Source organism: Methylobacterium sp. J-090 (assembly GCF_022829345.1).
Taxonomy (GTDB): Bacteria; Pseudomonadota; Alphaproteobacteria; order Rhizobiales; family Beijerinckiaceae; genus Methylobacterium.
On record NZ_JAKSXV010000034.1, the window covers coordinates 41,857 to 54,702 of the forward strand.

The 12,846-nt window shown below is 66.7% G+C and carries 17 protein-coding genes; 14 read left to right on the plus strand and 3 right to left on the minus strand.

Translation table 11 applies throughout. The features are described 5' to 3' along the window. Positions 1-60: 60 nt before the first annotated feature. The 3 genes from MKK49_RS24770 to MKK49_RS05525 form a co-directional block, all read right to left on the minus strand. Positions 61-366, minus strand: a complete 306-nt coding sequence (locus MKK49_RS24770) for a GCG_CRPN prefix-to-repeats domain-containing protein (RefSeq protein WP_244027096.1) — start codon at positions 364-366, stop codon at positions 61-63. A 583-nt stretch (positions 367-949) separates the two neighbouring features. Next, on the minus strand, positions 950-1,150 hold the full coding sequence (locus MKK49_RS05520; protein ID WP_244027050.1) for a hypothetical protein: 201 nt from the start codon (positions 1,148-1,150) through the stop codon (positions 950-952). Between the two features lie 170 nt (positions 1,151-1,320). Continuing rightward, positions 1,321-1,764, minus strand: a complete 444-nt coding sequence (locus MKK49_RS05525; protein ID WP_244027051.1) for a hypothetical protein — start codon at positions 1,762-1,764, stop codon at positions 1,321-1,323. A gap of 128 nt (positions 1,765-1,892) precedes the next feature. On the opposite strand from MKK49_RS05525, the gene MKK49_RS05530 reads away from it, so the two are divergent. The 14 genes from MKK49_RS05530 (at position 1,893) to MKK49_RS05595 (ending at position 12,843) form a co-directional block, all read left to right on the plus strand. Further along, positions 1,893-2,504 (plus strand): phage tail protein, encoded by a 612-nt coding sequence (locus MKK49_RS05530; RefSeq protein ID WP_244027052.1) that lies wholly within the window; start codon positions 1,893-1,895, stop codon positions 2,502-2,504. A 329-nt stretch (positions 2,505-2,833) separates the two neighbouring features. Further along, on the plus strand, positions 2,834-3,208 hold the full coding sequence (locus MKK49_RS05535) for a hypothetical protein (RefSeq protein WP_244027053.1): 375 nt from the start codon (positions 2,834-2,836) through the stop codon (positions 3,206-3,208). Beyond that, entirely contained in the window at positions 3,177-5,144 is a 1,968-nt protein-coding gene (locus MKK49_RS05540) for a phage terminase large subunit family protein (RefSeq protein ID WP_244027054.1), read from the plus strand. Before MKK49_RS05535 ends, MKK49_RS05540 begins: the two co-directional genes overlap by 32 nt. Positions 5,145-5,154: 10 nt before the next feature. After that, entirely contained in the window at positions 5,155-5,382 is a 228-nt protein-coding gene (locus MKK49_RS05545; RefSeq protein WP_244027055.1) for a gpW family protein, read from the plus strand. Next, positions 5,382-6,986: a phage portal protein gene (locus tag MKK49_RS05550; RefSeq protein WP_244027056.1), complete on the plus strand. Its 1,605-nt coding sequence runs from the start codon at positions 5,382-5,384 to the stop codon at positions 6,984-6,986. Before MKK49_RS05545 ends, MKK49_RS05550 begins: the two co-directional genes overlap by 1 nt. Before the next feature lie 10 nt (positions 6,987-6,996). Further along, positions 6,997-8,091: a head maturation protease, ClpP-related gene (locus MKK49_RS05555; protein WP_244027057.1), complete on the plus strand. Its 1,095-nt coding sequence runs from the start codon at positions 6,997-6,999 to the stop codon at positions 8,089-8,091. A gap of 36 nt (positions 8,092-8,127) precedes the next feature. After that, positions 8,128-8,538, plus strand: a complete 411-nt coding sequence (locus tag MKK49_RS05560; RefSeq protein ID WP_244027058.1) for a head decoration protein — start codon at positions 8,128-8,130, stop codon at positions 8,536-8,538. A gap of 27 nt (positions 8,539-8,565) precedes the next feature. After that, positions 8,566-9,618, plus strand: a complete 1,053-nt coding sequence (locus MKK49_RS05565; protein WP_244027059.1) for a major capsid protein — start codon at positions 8,566-8,568, stop codon at positions 9,616-9,618. A gap of 29 nt (positions 9,619-9,647) precedes the next feature. After that, positions 9,648-9,926, plus strand: coding sequence for a hypothetical protein (locus MKK49_RS05570; protein ID WP_244027060.1), 279 nt, complete (start codon positions 9,648-9,650; stop codon positions 9,924-9,926). A 5-nt stretch (positions 9,927-9,931) separates the two neighbouring features. Continuing rightward, positions 9,932-10,345 carry a hypothetical protein gene (locus tag MKK49_RS05575; RefSeq protein WP_244027061.1) on the plus strand — a complete coding sequence of 138 codons (414 nt, stop codon included), beginning with the start codon at positions 9,932-9,934 and terminating at the stop codon, positions 10,343-10,345. Continuing rightward, positions 10,342-11,133, plus strand: a complete 792-nt coding sequence (locus MKK49_RS05580; protein ID WP_244027062.1) for a hypothetical protein — start codon at positions 10,342-10,344, stop codon at positions 11,131-11,133. The genes MKK49_RS05575 and MKK49_RS05580 overlap by 4 nt, the downstream gene beginning before the upstream one ends. After that, positions 11,130-11,729: a hypothetical protein gene (locus MKK49_RS05585; protein ID WP_244027063.1), complete on the plus strand. Its 600-nt coding sequence runs from the start codon at positions 11,130-11,132 to the stop codon at positions 11,727-11,729. Before MKK49_RS05580 ends, MKK49_RS05585 begins: the two co-directional genes overlap by 4 nt. A 3-nt stretch (positions 11,730-11,732) precedes the next feature. Continuing rightward, on the plus strand, positions 11,733-12,506 hold the full coding sequence (locus MKK49_RS05590) for a hypothetical protein (protein WP_244027064.1): 774 nt from the start codon (positions 11,733-11,735) through the stop codon (positions 12,504-12,506). A 13-nt stretch (positions 12,507-12,519) separates the two neighbouring features. Beyond that, complete coding sequence (locus MKK49_RS05595) at positions 12,520-12,843, plus strand: hypothetical protein (RefSeq protein WP_244027065.1); 324 nt, start codon at positions 12,520-12,522, stop codon at positions 12,841-12,843. Positions 12,844-12,846: the final 3 nt, after the last annotated feature.

Consider the following 12,846-nt stretch of genomic DNA (forward strand, 5'->3'; position numbering starts at 1 on the left):
GCCGCCGCTGTGCGAGCAGCGAGCAAGGGGCGCCCCACACTCGGGACGCCCTGTCTCGTTTCAGTAGTCGAAGCGCCGAGGCCGACCGTAGTAGCCATACTCAGGCGGCGGCGGTGGCGGACGATACCCGTACCCACGGTCATACCCGCGATCGTAGTAGGGCGGAGGCCGACGGTTTGGGCGGCACTCACCCCACGGATTGGCATGCCAACCAGGACCGCAACCATCAGCAACCCGCTCGATCACTGCATCCCCATCGGGTGCTACGAGCGGACCAGTTGCCATCGGGGCAGCGCTTGCCACCGTTCCAAGTCCAAGGCTACCGGCGAGTACCGCAGCCAGTCCAAGCACCTTCACGTGCCTCATAATGGGATCTTCCTCGATCACCCGCCCGACCGATCTGGCGGTTCGAAATGAGATTGATGCCCGTCGAGTGAACGGACCCTGACAGGATTGAGGCTGCTTCGTGGCTCAGAGGTCACTCTTATCAACTTGAGTTGCACGATTCGCCTTTCGGTAAGGTCCGTCACCTAAGGCCAATGCATGTTCGCGTTCTAAGCGAGCGCCCCACATCTCGACAGAGACATCAGGATGACCGAGGCGCAGAGGATGTTAATTCTGCTCGATGAGCACGGCATCCACGTCTCCCCCATGGTTCGAACCGTCGTAAGCATGGACGGAAGCAACGAGGCAGTTCGCGATGGTGATGCTATCGCATTGCTCCTCATGTGCGCGCGGTCTTCGCCCCGTCTCAACCTGCCCATGACAGCTTCGCAGCAATTTTCGTCCGGATCGCCTCAGATAGAATGAACCTTCCGAAGGGAGGCCACCATGATCGGCTTTACCTTCTTATTTCCCCTAGTAAAGCTGCCTAGCAGCTTGTCAGGCACTTAACCTGACGGTCGCTCATGCGCTCCGCCAAGCGGCCGAATGCACGGATCCTTCAGTTTCAACTTTGATTGGCCTTGGCGATCGCTTTTGTCATCGCCTTGAGAAGGTCGCCGCTGAAGGCCTTCCCCATTTCCTCCTGCGTTATGCCTTCCCCATCGGCATCCTGCAGCAGTTCGTGCAGTTGAAGCTTCGCGGGCTTGTCAGGGTCGAGATTGCTGGCGACCCAGTCTCGGAAGAACTCTTTGGCGATCTGACTCATCGTGCCGCTCCGTTGCGGCCGGCTGCATAAAGCACCAGACGCCTCGGCGCGAGAGCGCACTCGAATTTTTTATAGCGCTTCCTCACGGCATCTTCTCACGAAGCCATTCGTGGGTTGCGGGAAGGAAGACCAACGCACACGCACGGCTTCACAGGAAGCCTCGGAAACCGCTAATGCGGAGCTAGGCATTCCTCGCCTCGAGAGAAAAGTACGAGATCGCCTTGCTTCGGGTTATTGAGCGCAAAGGGTCTCTCGGACCGGCTCGGCAGGAAACCGTTTCCGATCTCATTCTGGAAGAACCGGTGGCCGACCTCGAAGAAGCAGCGATCCTGCACGGCTTGGTAATCGAACGACCGCTGCACGACAGGCTGCCTGAGATCTGCGCCCGAGCAGTATGCCGAGACGTCGACTTTGCCCGACCCGGCCAGCCGAACCGACCCCGTCGACCCAGGACGTACCGTGAAGGAAGGTCCGTCGTCCTGGGAAACGACCAGGGTGTACGGCGAGCGGTTGTAGACGTGTCGCGAGCAAGCGGCAGAGGCCTCACTGGATAGGGCGCTTCCCAGCGCAACGGCCAACGCAAGCCCGCAATACCGTTGCTTCGAACCGCTCATCGCCCTGCTCCTAAGATCGTGCCTCAGCAGGAATGCTTAGGCCAAGGGGTACGCTGGCGCTAGCACGGCAAAATTCGGTCCTGAACCGGATCCACTCCGTCGCGAACCGTTCGTCTTGCGAGGCCATCATGACCGGCCTGACCTTCTCCGGCGACGGCCTGCTGCAGCGCTTCTCGAACCAGCTTGGTGAACTCGGCGCTCGCGCCCCTGTCGCTCTGGCCCGCGCCCTCAACCATACCGGTGCCAAGGCCAAGACAGCGGTCATCCGCAGCCTCGTGATCCAGACTGGCCTGAAGCGCTCGACCATCGTTCGAGCGGTGAAGGTCCAAGGTGCGCGGCACGGCAACGAGCAGTTCAAGGCCCGCAGCACGGACCGGCTGACCTACACGCTGACGACCACCGGCGGTGACATCAGCCTCAAGTTCTTCGAGCCCAAGGAGACCAAAGCCGGCGTCTCGGCCGCACCTCGCGGGCGGCGTCAGCTGTTCCACGGCACCTTCACCAAGGGCGGCCGCTTCCCAAACCGCAAGGGCCCGGTGATGGGCGGCCACGTGTTCACCAACGTCAGCATGGGCCACGCCTGGCGCGGCAAGGTGCGGCTGGAGAACTCGGGCGTCTACATCCCCGACGAGATGCTGCAGGGCGCCACCGCTGCGGCGTTCGACCGGATCATGGGGGCCGAGCTTGAGGCCCGGGTGAGCCACGAGATCGGGCTGCTGATGGGCATGCCCGGCCTCTGACCCCACCCCCGATGCCGCACCGCACCACCGCACCGCAGCAATGGGTCCTCCGGAGGCCCCCACCCCCGGTGCGGGCAGAGTTGCTCCCGGTTTTGCGCTAGTTCCAGGCCAGTTTTCCGAGGTGCGCAGTGGGTTTGAGCCGCCGAAAATGCGCTGAGCTTCTCGATGTCACCGAGGGGGCGGTTCGGAAGGCCATTTCCGCAGGGCGCATCCCGGTCGAAGCGGACGGGACCATCGACCCGGACAAGGCTCGCGCGGCGTGGGCGAAGGGTACGGACCCGGCGCGTACCAAGGTGCGCACCGGTACGCAGGGTACGCGGACCGCCCCGGTGCGCACCGAGGACGATGCCCGCGCCGCAGTCGGGCTCATCATCCGGGTGCTGCGGGGCGAGGGGTCGGGGCTTGATGACACCGCCGAGGTCGATTTCGGCATGGCCCGCACGGCCGACACGATCCTGAAGGCCTACGAACGCGATCTCAGCATAGCGCAGAAGCGCAAGGAGCTCGTGCCGCTCGCCAAGGTGAAGGACCACGTCGAGCGAGCCTTCATCGGCCTCCGCCAGGCGGTCCAGCGCCTCCCGAGCCGGCACGTCGCCGCGATGGCGGCCGAACTGCAGTGTGATCCGGCGGCGCTCGATGCCGCCTTGTCGAAGGTGATCGCGGTGGAACTCGATGGACTATCAGCCCCGGTGGTCCGAGTCTGACGACGGGTACGACAACGCCGCCGACGTCGAGGACGTCATCCGGCGCTCGGTTCGGCCGGACCCCATCCTCACCGTTTCTCAATGGGCCGACCGGTTTCGGGTACTTTCGACAAAGTTGGCGGCCGAGGCTGGCGCCTACCGTACGAGCCGCACCCCGTTTTTGCGGGACGTGATGGACGCGCTCTCGCCGACGCATCCCGCGCGGCGCGTCGTGTTCATGAAGGCGGCGCAGGTCGGAGCCACCGAGGCCGGCAACAACTGGCTCGGGTTCATCATGCACTGGAGCCCGGCGCCCGTGATGGGCGTGTGGCCGACGGTGGACACGGCCAAGAAGGTTTCCCAGCAGCGCATCGCGCCCTTGATCGAGGACAGCCCGGAGCTCGCGAAGCTGGTGTCGCCCGCCAAGCAGCGGGACAGCGGCAACACGGTCCTGGCCAAGTCCTTCCCCGGCGGCATCCTCGTGATGACCGGGGCGAATTCCGGCGTCGGCCTGCGCTCCATGCCGGCGCGCTACGCCTTCCTCGACGAGGTGGACGCCTACCCCGGCGATGTCGACGGCGAGGGCGATCCGGTCGCTCTCGTCGCCAACCGGACCACGACCTTCGGCCGCTCGGCCAAGATGTTCCTCGTGTCGACGCCGACGATCCATGGGGAAAGCCGGATCGAGCGTGAATATGAGATGTCGGACCAGCGCCGCTACTTCGTTCCCTGCCCGAACTGTGACGAGCCGCAATGGCTGAAGTTCGAGCGTCTGCGGTGGACGTGGGGCGATCCGACTTCCGCCCGCTACGTCTGCGAGGCGTGCGACGAGCCGTTCGAGGAGCGGCACAAGGCTGAGTTCCTGCCTGCGGGCGAGTGGCGACCGACGGCGATCCCGCGTGATCCGGGGTGCGTCGGTTTCCACATCTCGGCGCTGTATTCGCCCCTCGGCTGGATGTCGTGGGAGGATCTTGCCCGGGAGTGGGAAGCCGCCGAGGGCAAGCCCGAGTCGCAGAAGACGTTCAAGAACACCCGTCTCGGTGAGACGTGGTTCCAGGCGGGCGAGCAGGTCGAGTGGGAGCGCATCTACGCCCGCCGTGAGAGCTGGAAGCCCGGAACGCTTCCGCGCGGCGTGACGATCCTGAACGCGGCCGTCGACGTGCAGGCGAGCCCGGCGCGCCTCGAGCTTCATGTCTGGGGCTGGGGCGAGGGGCTCGAGAGCTGGGCCATCGAGCGCCGTGAGTTCCCGGGACGGGCGGACGACCCCGACACGTGGAAGGGCATCGACGCCGCCCTCGACGAGACGTGGACCCACGCTTCGGGCGCCGAACTCCGGATCGAACGACTGGCCGTCGATACCGGCGACCAGACCACCGCCGTCTATGCCTGGATTTCGAAGCAGGACCAGTGCCGGGTCCATGCGATCAAGGGCAAGAAGGGTTTCGAGATCAACGCACCCGTAGCCACGCCGACCTTCATCCCGTTCGGGAGCCGCAAGAAGGCAATCCAGCTACGATCCGTCACCGGCGACGTGTTCAAGGCCGAGCTTTACCGGTTTCTCGGGCTGGAACGCCCGACCGACGAGGAGATCCGTGAGAACGGTTTCCCTGTCGGCTACGTGCACATCCCGGACTACCTCGACGCGGAATGGTGCAAGCAGCTGGTGGCCGAGCGCCGCGTGCGGACCAAGATGGGCCGCTTCGAGTGGAAGAACGACCACGGGCGCAACGAGGCGCTCGACTGCCGCATCTACGCTCGAGCCGCACTCTGGATCACGGGCGTGGCCGCGTGGAAGTCTCAGAAATGGGCCGGGCTGCGTGAGCGGCGAGGCTTGGACATTCAGGCTCAGGAACGCGTCGACGTGCTGGATCGCGCCGCGACGGCCGCCGCCATGAAGCGCGATCCGAGCCCGACCCGCGGGCCACGCGTGACGATGGCCCAAGACCCCTACCTGTGAGCGAGATGCCATGGCCGATGTCACGACTCTGCGCCTTCGCCTGACCCAGGCCGAGGAAGCCCTCCACAAGGTGGCAACCGGCCAGACCGTCGAGCTTCTCGAAGAAGACGGCAGCACGGTCCGGTTCACCAAGGCCAACCGGAAGGATCTCGAAGCCTACATCAGCACCCTCGGCGGCCAAATCGCGGATGCCACCGTTCCGTCGAGACGGCGCGGTCCGGTCCAGTTCGTATTCTGATGGCAGCACCCTGGAATCGGAGTGGTCCTCCGGGCATCGGCGCATCGCGCCGCCGCGCCACCATGACGATGCCGGAGGTCGAGACGGCGCACCATGCCGCGTCGTCCATGGCGAAGGACATGGCGACGTGGCCGACGCACCGGATGTCCCCGGACGCGGCCCTGCTGCCCGAACTCGACACGATCAACGCCCGTGTCGACGATCTCGTCCGCAACAACGGCATCGCGGCCGGCGCGGAGCGGACCTTCGTCGACAACGTCGTCGGGCCGCGGATCACCTGCAAGCCGAACCCGGACTACGTGCGTCTTGGCAAGACCTCGGGCTGGGTCGATGGCTGGGCGCGTGAGGTCGAGGCCGAGTTCAGGACCTTCACCGATACCGATTGGTTCGACGCCGGCCTGCGCTACAACTTTCACGTCTCGACCCGGCTTCAGGCCAGGATGATCGCCGCCACCGGCGAGGCCCTGGCCCTGCCGCTCTGGACGAAGCGCAACGGTTCGCTCTGGAACACCTGCGTTCAGCTCGTCGACCCTGCGCGGTTGTCCAACCCATTCGGCGAGGCTGAGACCACCACGTTCCGCGGCGGCATCGAGCTTGACAAGGTTACCACCGCGGCCACCGCCTACCATATCCGCAAGACGCACCCCGGTGATGCCCTCGGTTTGTTCGGCGGCTTGTCCGGTGCGCACGACTGGGAGCGGGTCCCGGCCTACATGCCGTGGGGCCGGCGGCGGGTCATCCATCTCTTCGAGAGCGAGCGCGTCGGTCAAACACGCGGCAAGGCCGTGATCGCGTCGGTCGCGCGTCAGTTCAAGATGTTCGACCACATGAACCGGGAGCAGCTCCGGCTGGCGGTTCTGAACTCGCTGATCTTCGCCGCACTCGAGACGCCGCTCAACGCTGAGCAGATCGAGAACATCTTCGGCGAGTCCGAGAAGCCGATGGAGGCCTATCAGGCGTCGCTCGACGACTGGCGGATCCAGATGAAGGGCGGCTCGATGGTTACGCTGCCGCCGGGCACGACCATGAAGCCGTTCGCGCCGAACCAGCAGATGACCGGCCTCGACACCTTCGCGACCGTGATGCTCCGCTCGATCGGCGCTGGTCTCAACATGCCCTACGAGCTGGTTTTCCGGGATTTCTCGAAGACGAACTACTCCTCGGCGAGGGCGTCCTTGCTGGAGGCGTGGCGCTACTTCGCTTCGGTCCGACAGTTCATCATCGATCACTGGTGCTCGTCGATCTACGACCTCTGGTTCGAGGAGGCCTGCCAGCGCGGGCACATTCCCGACTGTACGCCGGACGATTACTACGGCAACCAGATCGCGTGGACGCGGGCCAAGTGGATCTTCGCCGGGCGCGGCTGGGTCGACCCGCTGAAGGAAGCGAAGGCCGCCACCGAGCGCTTGAACTCGAAGATCTCGACCCTGAGCGACGAGTGCGGCGAACAGGGTCGCGACTGGCGCGAGCAGATCGATCAGGACGCCCGCGAGAAGGCCTACCAGAAGCAGTCCTACAAGGCGCTCGGGCTGTCATGGCCCCCGGCCCAGGCTGCTCAGCAGCCGGACGTCGCTGAAGCGCCCGACGAAGCCATCCCGGCCTGAGGACTAACCCATGACCATACTGATCGACGGCGAGATCGTGCTCTATGGCACGGTTGGCGAAGGGCTGTATCGCGACGGCTTCACGTCCCTCAGCGTTGTCCAGGCGCTGGCGGAGCTCGGGCGGGGCTCCGATGTCACCGTCCGGATCAACTCCCCGGGCGGCTACACCGACGAGGGTGCCGCGATCTACAACGCCTTCAAGGCGCATCGCGGCCGCGTGACCGTGTTCATCGATGCCGTGGCGGCCTCAGCGGCCTCGCTCATCGCGATGGCCGCAGACGATCTCGTGATGCGACGCGGGTCGTACATGATGATCCACGATCCCGCTGGAATCACCATCGGCGACGCGGCGGCGCACGCGAAGACGATCGAGGGCCTACAGGCGATCGCCGGGACTTTCGCGGACGTCTACGCGGAGAAGAGCGGCCGCAGTCTCGATGAGGTGCGGGCGGACATGGCCGCCGAGACTTGGCTCACTCCCGACCAGGCCGTGAGCCTCGGTTACGCGGATCGCTCCGAAAGTACGCCTCCGGCCGACGACGACGCACCGGAGCCGACCGCCTTCAACTACCGGGCCTTCCAGCACGCGCCGGAGCGCTTCGTCGCGATGGCCGACAAGAACGGGTGGGGCAAGCGCCCCACCGCGAAAGCGGCGTCAACCGCTGTCCCCCCACGCCCCCAGGAGAAGCCCATGCCTACCGAGAAGCAGGCGGAGACGAAGCCCGTCGCCGCGCAGGATGCCCCTGACCTCGCATCGGCCCGTCGCGAAGCGGCCACCGCCGAACGGTCCCGCGTCAGCGCGATCATGGACAGCGATGAGGCGCGTGGCCGCGAGGATCTCGCTCGCCACTTCGCCTTCGCCACCGACATGGAGCCGGATGCGGCCAAGGCCGCGCTGACCAAGGCCCCCCAAGCTGCGGCCGCGCCAGTCGAGCCCAAGAAGGAGCCGAACCGGTTCGAGGCCGCCATGGACAGGACCCCCAACCCGACGGTGGGCGCCGATGGCGGGACTTCGGGCGATGGCGCTGGCGACGAGGCCGACCCGACGGCGCGCATCCTCACGAACTACCGCGCTGCTACCGGCACTAAGCCCAAGGCGGCCTGACTGGCCGTCCCTTTAACCCCCAAGCAGGAGGCCGCGATGGCCGTCACCAACATTCCCTACAGCGGCGTCGGCATCGCGTCCTTCGAGAGCAACGAAGGTTTTGCGCAGGCCGAGCTGTTCAACTCCGCGATCCCTCACCCTGTCACCGAGGACTTCCCGGTCGGGCCGAGCACGATCTTGCCGGCGTTCTCCGTGGTCGGCCTTAACGCGGGCGGCACGCTCGTGCTGGCGCAGACCAGCGGGACCGCGGTCGTGCCGATCGGCGTGACCACGGCGCCTGTCGCCACCGGAGCCGGCCAGACCGACCGGATCGCAATCTACCGCGCCGCCAACCTGAACCCGGACGCCCTCACCTGGCACGCGGACTACGACACCGACGCCAAGAAGGCAGCGGCGTTCCGCGGCTCGCCCACCCCCACCAACATCGTCATCCGCAAGCGTCTTTGACGCCAAGACCAGGATAGGAGACCCGTCATGGCGTTCGACCGCTACGAGCTCTGGAATACCCGCACGCTGCTTGGCGTGTACCGCGAGACCGACTCCCCGACCAACTACTGGCTCGACCTGCTTTTCCCGAACGAGATCTCGTCCACCGACGAGTACATCGACTTCGAGAAGATCCCGCGGGCCGGGCGCAAGCTCGCACCGTTCGTTGCGCCGCTGGCTCAGGGCCGACCGATCTACGAGGAAGGCGGTCGCGTCGCCCGGTTCAAGCCTGCCTACGTCAAGCCTTCCGACCCCGTGACGCCCTCGCGCGCGCTCACCCGTCGGCCGGGCCATCTGCTCGGACCGGAGGCGATCTCGCCCCAGGCACGCTACGACTCGATCAAGTCGGACATCCTGGCCTACCACCGCACGGCGATCGAGCGGCGCTGGGAGTGGCTGGCCGCCAAGGCGGCCATCGACGGCGCGGTGACCATCGACGGGGACGATTATCCCTCGGTGAGCCTGAACTTCGGCCGTGCGGCCAGTCATACAGTTGTCCTCGGCGCCGGTGCGCGCTGGGGCGACGCCGGCGTTTCGATCCTCGACGGCGTCCAGGGCTGGATGGACCAGATGCACCAGGCCGAGTTCGGTGGTGCCCCGAACCGCATCACCCTGGGCGTCGCCGCCTGGGCGAAGATGCGCAAGGATCCGGATGTCCTGAAGGAGATGGATACCACCGCCCGGGGCAACACCGTCGAGATCCGCACCGGCCTCTACGGCACCGGCGAGGCCCGCTATGTCGGCACGCTCGGCGCCGGCGTCGAGGTGTGGGTCTACAACGACTACTACAGCCTCGGCGGCACGGTGACGCCGTTCATGGCGCCCACCGACATCGTCCTAACCGGTCCGAACGTTCAGGGCTATCGCTGCTTCGGCGCGATCGTTGATGTGAACGCCCAGTTCCAGGCGCTGCCGATCTTCCCGCGCAATTACATCATCCCCGGCGATGTCGCGATCGAACAGATCGTAACCCAGTCGGCGCCGCTGATGGTGCCGGTGAACCCGAACGCCACCCTGAAGGCGACCGTCGTCGCCGGCTGATCCCCCCACCCAAGAGAAGGAGCACGCCGATGCCCAGCGCATTTGCTATCACGAGCCTGCACGTCTGCCGCAAGGCGGGCGAGCGGAAGGATGGCAAGGTCGTCACCGCCGCGGACATCGAGATCGTCCCGGCCGGTCAGATCACCGACTTGTCGGACGACGATTTCAAGGCCTTCGAGAAGGCAGGCGCGGTGCGCAAGCCCTCGAAGGTCGATCGCGCCATGGCCGAGGACGGTGAGGATCTCGAAGCGGTGGAGGCGGTCGCCGGCAAGGCGACCGCCGCGACGCAGGTCCGTACCGCGCGCTGACTGCCATGCGTGCGTTCGACGCCCTCTGGGCCGAAGCGGTCCCGCACATCGAGGCGATCCTCGGCGAGCCCGTCCGCGTCGAGCCGCGCGCGGCGGCAGGCTGGCGTTCCGGCGGCGGTACCGATGCCGAGCGGCCGGTGCGCGAGATCATCGGCCGCTACCGCAGCAAGCCGATCACCTCCGAGCTTGAAGGCAACCGCGAGGGATCGCGGTTCCAGTCCATGACCCGCATCGCCGGCAACACGCAGACGATGCGGATCTCACCCGCGCAGGCTGCCGCCCTCGGCTACGCGCTTACGGCGAACGATCGCGTCGTGCTTCTGACCCGGCCCGGCACGCCCGCCTTCACCATCGTGCGCGTCGGCGCCCGCGACGGCGGGGAGCTAATGCTCGAACTGACAACCGAGGCAGCTGCATGAGTGTCGTCGCCTACGCCATTCGTACCCGCCTCGGCGCCGCCCTGGTGGGCCGCACGCTCGCCGGCGGCCGTGTCTACGATTCCGCTGTCCAGCCGATCGAGGAGTTGATCCGGGCTGAGCCGCAGCCCTTCCTCGTAATCTCCACGGACGACGAAGAGATCACCCCGCGCGGCTGGGCGCTGCTCGACGCTGACCGCGAGCTCAACTTCGTGGTCGAGATCGCGATCGGCGGCATGACCCGCATCGACCTTCCCGAGGCGGAGGGAGGCGGCGCCGCGCTGCGCCTCGATATCCCGCACACTGACGACGGACTGGAAACCACCCTGAACATGGTTGGCCGGGAGATCATGCGCGAAATCCAGGTCGGCGGCCCATGGTCGGACCTGCTGCGCGACATCACCTTCGGCCTGAAGAAGGTCACCATCCGCCGCGGCTCGAACACGGAGCAGGGTACCCGGTTTGCCGCGCGCCAGTACGTGTTCACCACCGACACCATCGCGGAACCCGACTTCGGCGCCGAGCCCGAGGGCATCTGGGTGCGTCTGCTCGACCTAATGCAGGCCGATCCCCGCCTATCGGGTGCCGTGCCTCTGATGCGCCGCATGATCGTCGGCGACGCCCTGCCGGACTGGCGCCGGGTTCAGGTTGACCTCGGCCTCACCGATCGGTCTTACCGCACCCTAGGCCTCGGCCCGCTGTTCACCGGCGTCGGCGAGCCGCTGGCCCAGCGTCTCATCATCAACGGGCCTCGCCGCACCGCCATCGTCGAGCCCGAGCCCACCCCGTGAGCGACTTCGACGACCTGCTCCGGGCCCACATCAAGCTGCAGCACACCGTCGAGGAACTGCGGCACCAGGCGTCCAGCATGATGCGCGTCGGCACCGTGAAGGAGGTCGACGGCAAGAAGGGGTATCAGGTCGACCTCGGCAACGACGACGACGGCAAGCCCCTGCCGAGCGCGTGGCATCCCCATCCCGAGCAGGGCGGCGCGTTCAAGACGTGGCGGCCCCTAACCAAGGGCCAGATCGTCTACGTGATCGCCCCCGGCGGCGATCAGCGCCAGGCGTTCATCGTCCCGAAGGGCGGCTTCTCCGACGAGAATCCCCAGCCGTCCGAGAAGCTCGACGAGAACGTCGAGACCTACGGCAAGGTCCGTACGACTTGGACCGAGGACAGCACCAAGAAAGAGGTCGGCGACAAGGTCTCGGTCACCACCACCACCGAGAGCAGTACAGTCAAGACCGAGAACGCCGGGCACGTCACCGGCAAGGACAACGTCGTCGCCTCGGCCGGCGCCAGCACCCACACCGTCGATCCGAAACGGGTCGTCGCCGATGCGTCGCTGTTCCGGGCGACGCGCAAGGTCATCCTGGCGAGCGGCTGAACCATGCCCATCGAACTTCCCGCCGTCCTGAAGCTGCTGAACGGCAACCCGCTGATGAAGGTCCGCCAGGTGATCGGGGAGCACCTGCCCCTCACCAAGTCGCTCGACGGCGGGGCCGGGCTCGACGGGCTCATGTCGAAGATGATGGGCGGCGGTCTCGGCTCCATCATATCGAATCCGACGGCTGCCATTATGGGGCAGCTACAGGGTGCGATCGGGAGCGCGGCGGATCAGATCACCGGCGCGATGGGCGGCAACGCGGCCGACCTCGTTTCAGCGCTGAACGGCTCGGCGAGCCTCGGCGTAGCGGCAACGAACCTGTCCTCGGCCGGCAACGGCCTGCTCAGCGCCACCGGCATCCTCGCCGTGGTCGGGCACGCCGGCGTCACCGACATGGCCGGCGCCGCCCTGCCGGGTGGTCTCGGCATCGACACGGTCCTCGGGCCGCTCAACGCCGATGCGATCGTCAGCGGCATCACGCAGTGGGTGCCCACCATGGTGGCAGGGGTCATCGCCGGCACCCTACCGGTCGACATCGCCATCGCCCAGGTCGAGGCCCACGCCGCGACCTTGAACGGAATCACCAACGCCAGCGCGACGGCCCTCGCTACCGTCGAGGCCATGGCGCCGAACCTCGCGGCGGTCTCCACCGTGGCGGCTGCCCTGGTCGCGGCGCCGGTCGAGATCCGCGCCGTCCTCGAGCGGGCCATCGCCCCCGAGGATCTTGCCACGATGCGTGCGTCCGTCGCCGCCCACTCTGACGACCCCCAAGACTGATCGGGAGATCCCCATGTCGAACAAGACCTACCGGGTTGGCGAAGGTGCCAACCTCGAAGCACTCCCCCGTGGCACCAAAGTCGGCGAAGAGATCCGCCTGAGCCAGGCCGTCGCGATGTACGAGGTCGACATGGGGCGCCTCGTCGACGTCGAGGCCGAGAAGGCCGGCGCCGAAGAGACCGCCGCCCGGGCTGCCGCCGCCGAAGAAGCCGCCATGGCTCCCCGCATCGAGCTCCAGCCCGGTGAGGCCGACGGCATCGAGAAGACGCCGGTCGAGGGCGACACGCTCACCGTGTCCGAGGACGAGGCCATCGCGTCGAAGTCCCGGCGCCGCTGACCC

What these genes read in the sequence shown, in the direction of transcription:
- MKK49_RS05530 (WP_244027052.1), top strand. Translation starts at nt 1,893, where the DNA reads ATGACCGGCCTGACCTTCTCCGGCGACGGCCTGCTGCAGCGCTTCTCG.
- MKK49_RS05525 (WP_244027051.1), bottom strand. Translation starts at nt 1,764, where the DNA reads ATGAGCGGTTCGAAGCAACGGTATTGCGGGCTTGCGTTGGCCGTTGCG.
- MKK49_RS05520 (WP_244027050.1), bottom strand. Translation starts at nt 1,150, where the DNA reads ATGAGTCAGATCGCCAAAGAGTTCTTCCGAGACTGGGTCGCCAGCAAT.
- MKK49_RS05560 (WP_244027058.1), top strand. Translation starts at nt 8,128, where the DNA reads ATGGCCGTCACCAACATTCCCTACAGCGGCGTCGGCATCGCGTCCTTC.
- MKK49_RS05545 (WP_244027055.1), top strand. Translation starts at nt 5,155, where the DNA reads ATGGCCGATGTCACGACTCTGCGCCTTCGCCTGACCCAGGCCGAGGAA.
- MKK49_RS05555 (WP_244027057.1), top strand. Translation starts at nt 6,997, where the DNA reads ATGACCATACTGATCGACGGCGAGATCGTGCTCTATGGCACGGTTGGC.
- MKK49_RS05550 (WP_244027056.1), top strand. Translation starts at nt 5,382, where the DNA reads ATGGCAGCACCCTGGAATCGGAGTGGTCCTCCGGGCATCGGCGCATCG.
- MKK49_RS05540 (WP_244027054.1), top strand. Translation starts at nt 3,177, where the DNA reads ATGGACTATCAGCCCCGGTGGTCCGAGTCTGACGACGGGTACGACAAC.
- MKK49_RS05580 (WP_244027062.1), top strand. Translation starts at nt 10,342, where the DNA reads ATGAGTGTCGTCGCCTACGCCATTCGTACCCGCCTCGGCGCCGCCCTG.
- MKK49_RS05590 (WP_244027064.1), top strand. Translation starts at nt 11,733, where the DNA reads ATGCCCATCGAACTTCCCGCCGTCCTGAAGCTGCTGAACGGCAACCCG.
- MKK49_RS05565 (WP_244027059.1), top strand. Translation starts at nt 8,566, where the DNA reads ATGGCGTTCGACCGCTACGAGCTCTGGAATACCCGCACGCTGCTTGGC.
- MKK49_RS05570 (WP_244027060.1), top strand. Translation starts at nt 9,648, where the DNA reads ATGCCCAGCGCATTTGCTATCACGAGCCTGCACGTCTGCCGCAAGGCG.
- MKK49_RS05575 (WP_244027061.1), top strand. Translation starts at nt 9,932, where the DNA reads ATGCGTGCGTTCGACGCCCTCTGGGCCGAAGCGGTCCCGCACATCGAG.
- MKK49_RS24770 (WP_244027096.1), bottom strand. Translation starts at nt 366, where the DNA reads ATGAGGCACGTGAAGGTGCTTGGACTGGCTGCGGTACTCGCCGGTAGC.
- MKK49_RS05595 (WP_244027065.1), top strand. Translation starts at nt 12,520, where the DNA reads ATGTCGAACAAGACCTACCGGGTTGGCGAAGGTGCCAACCTCGAAGCA.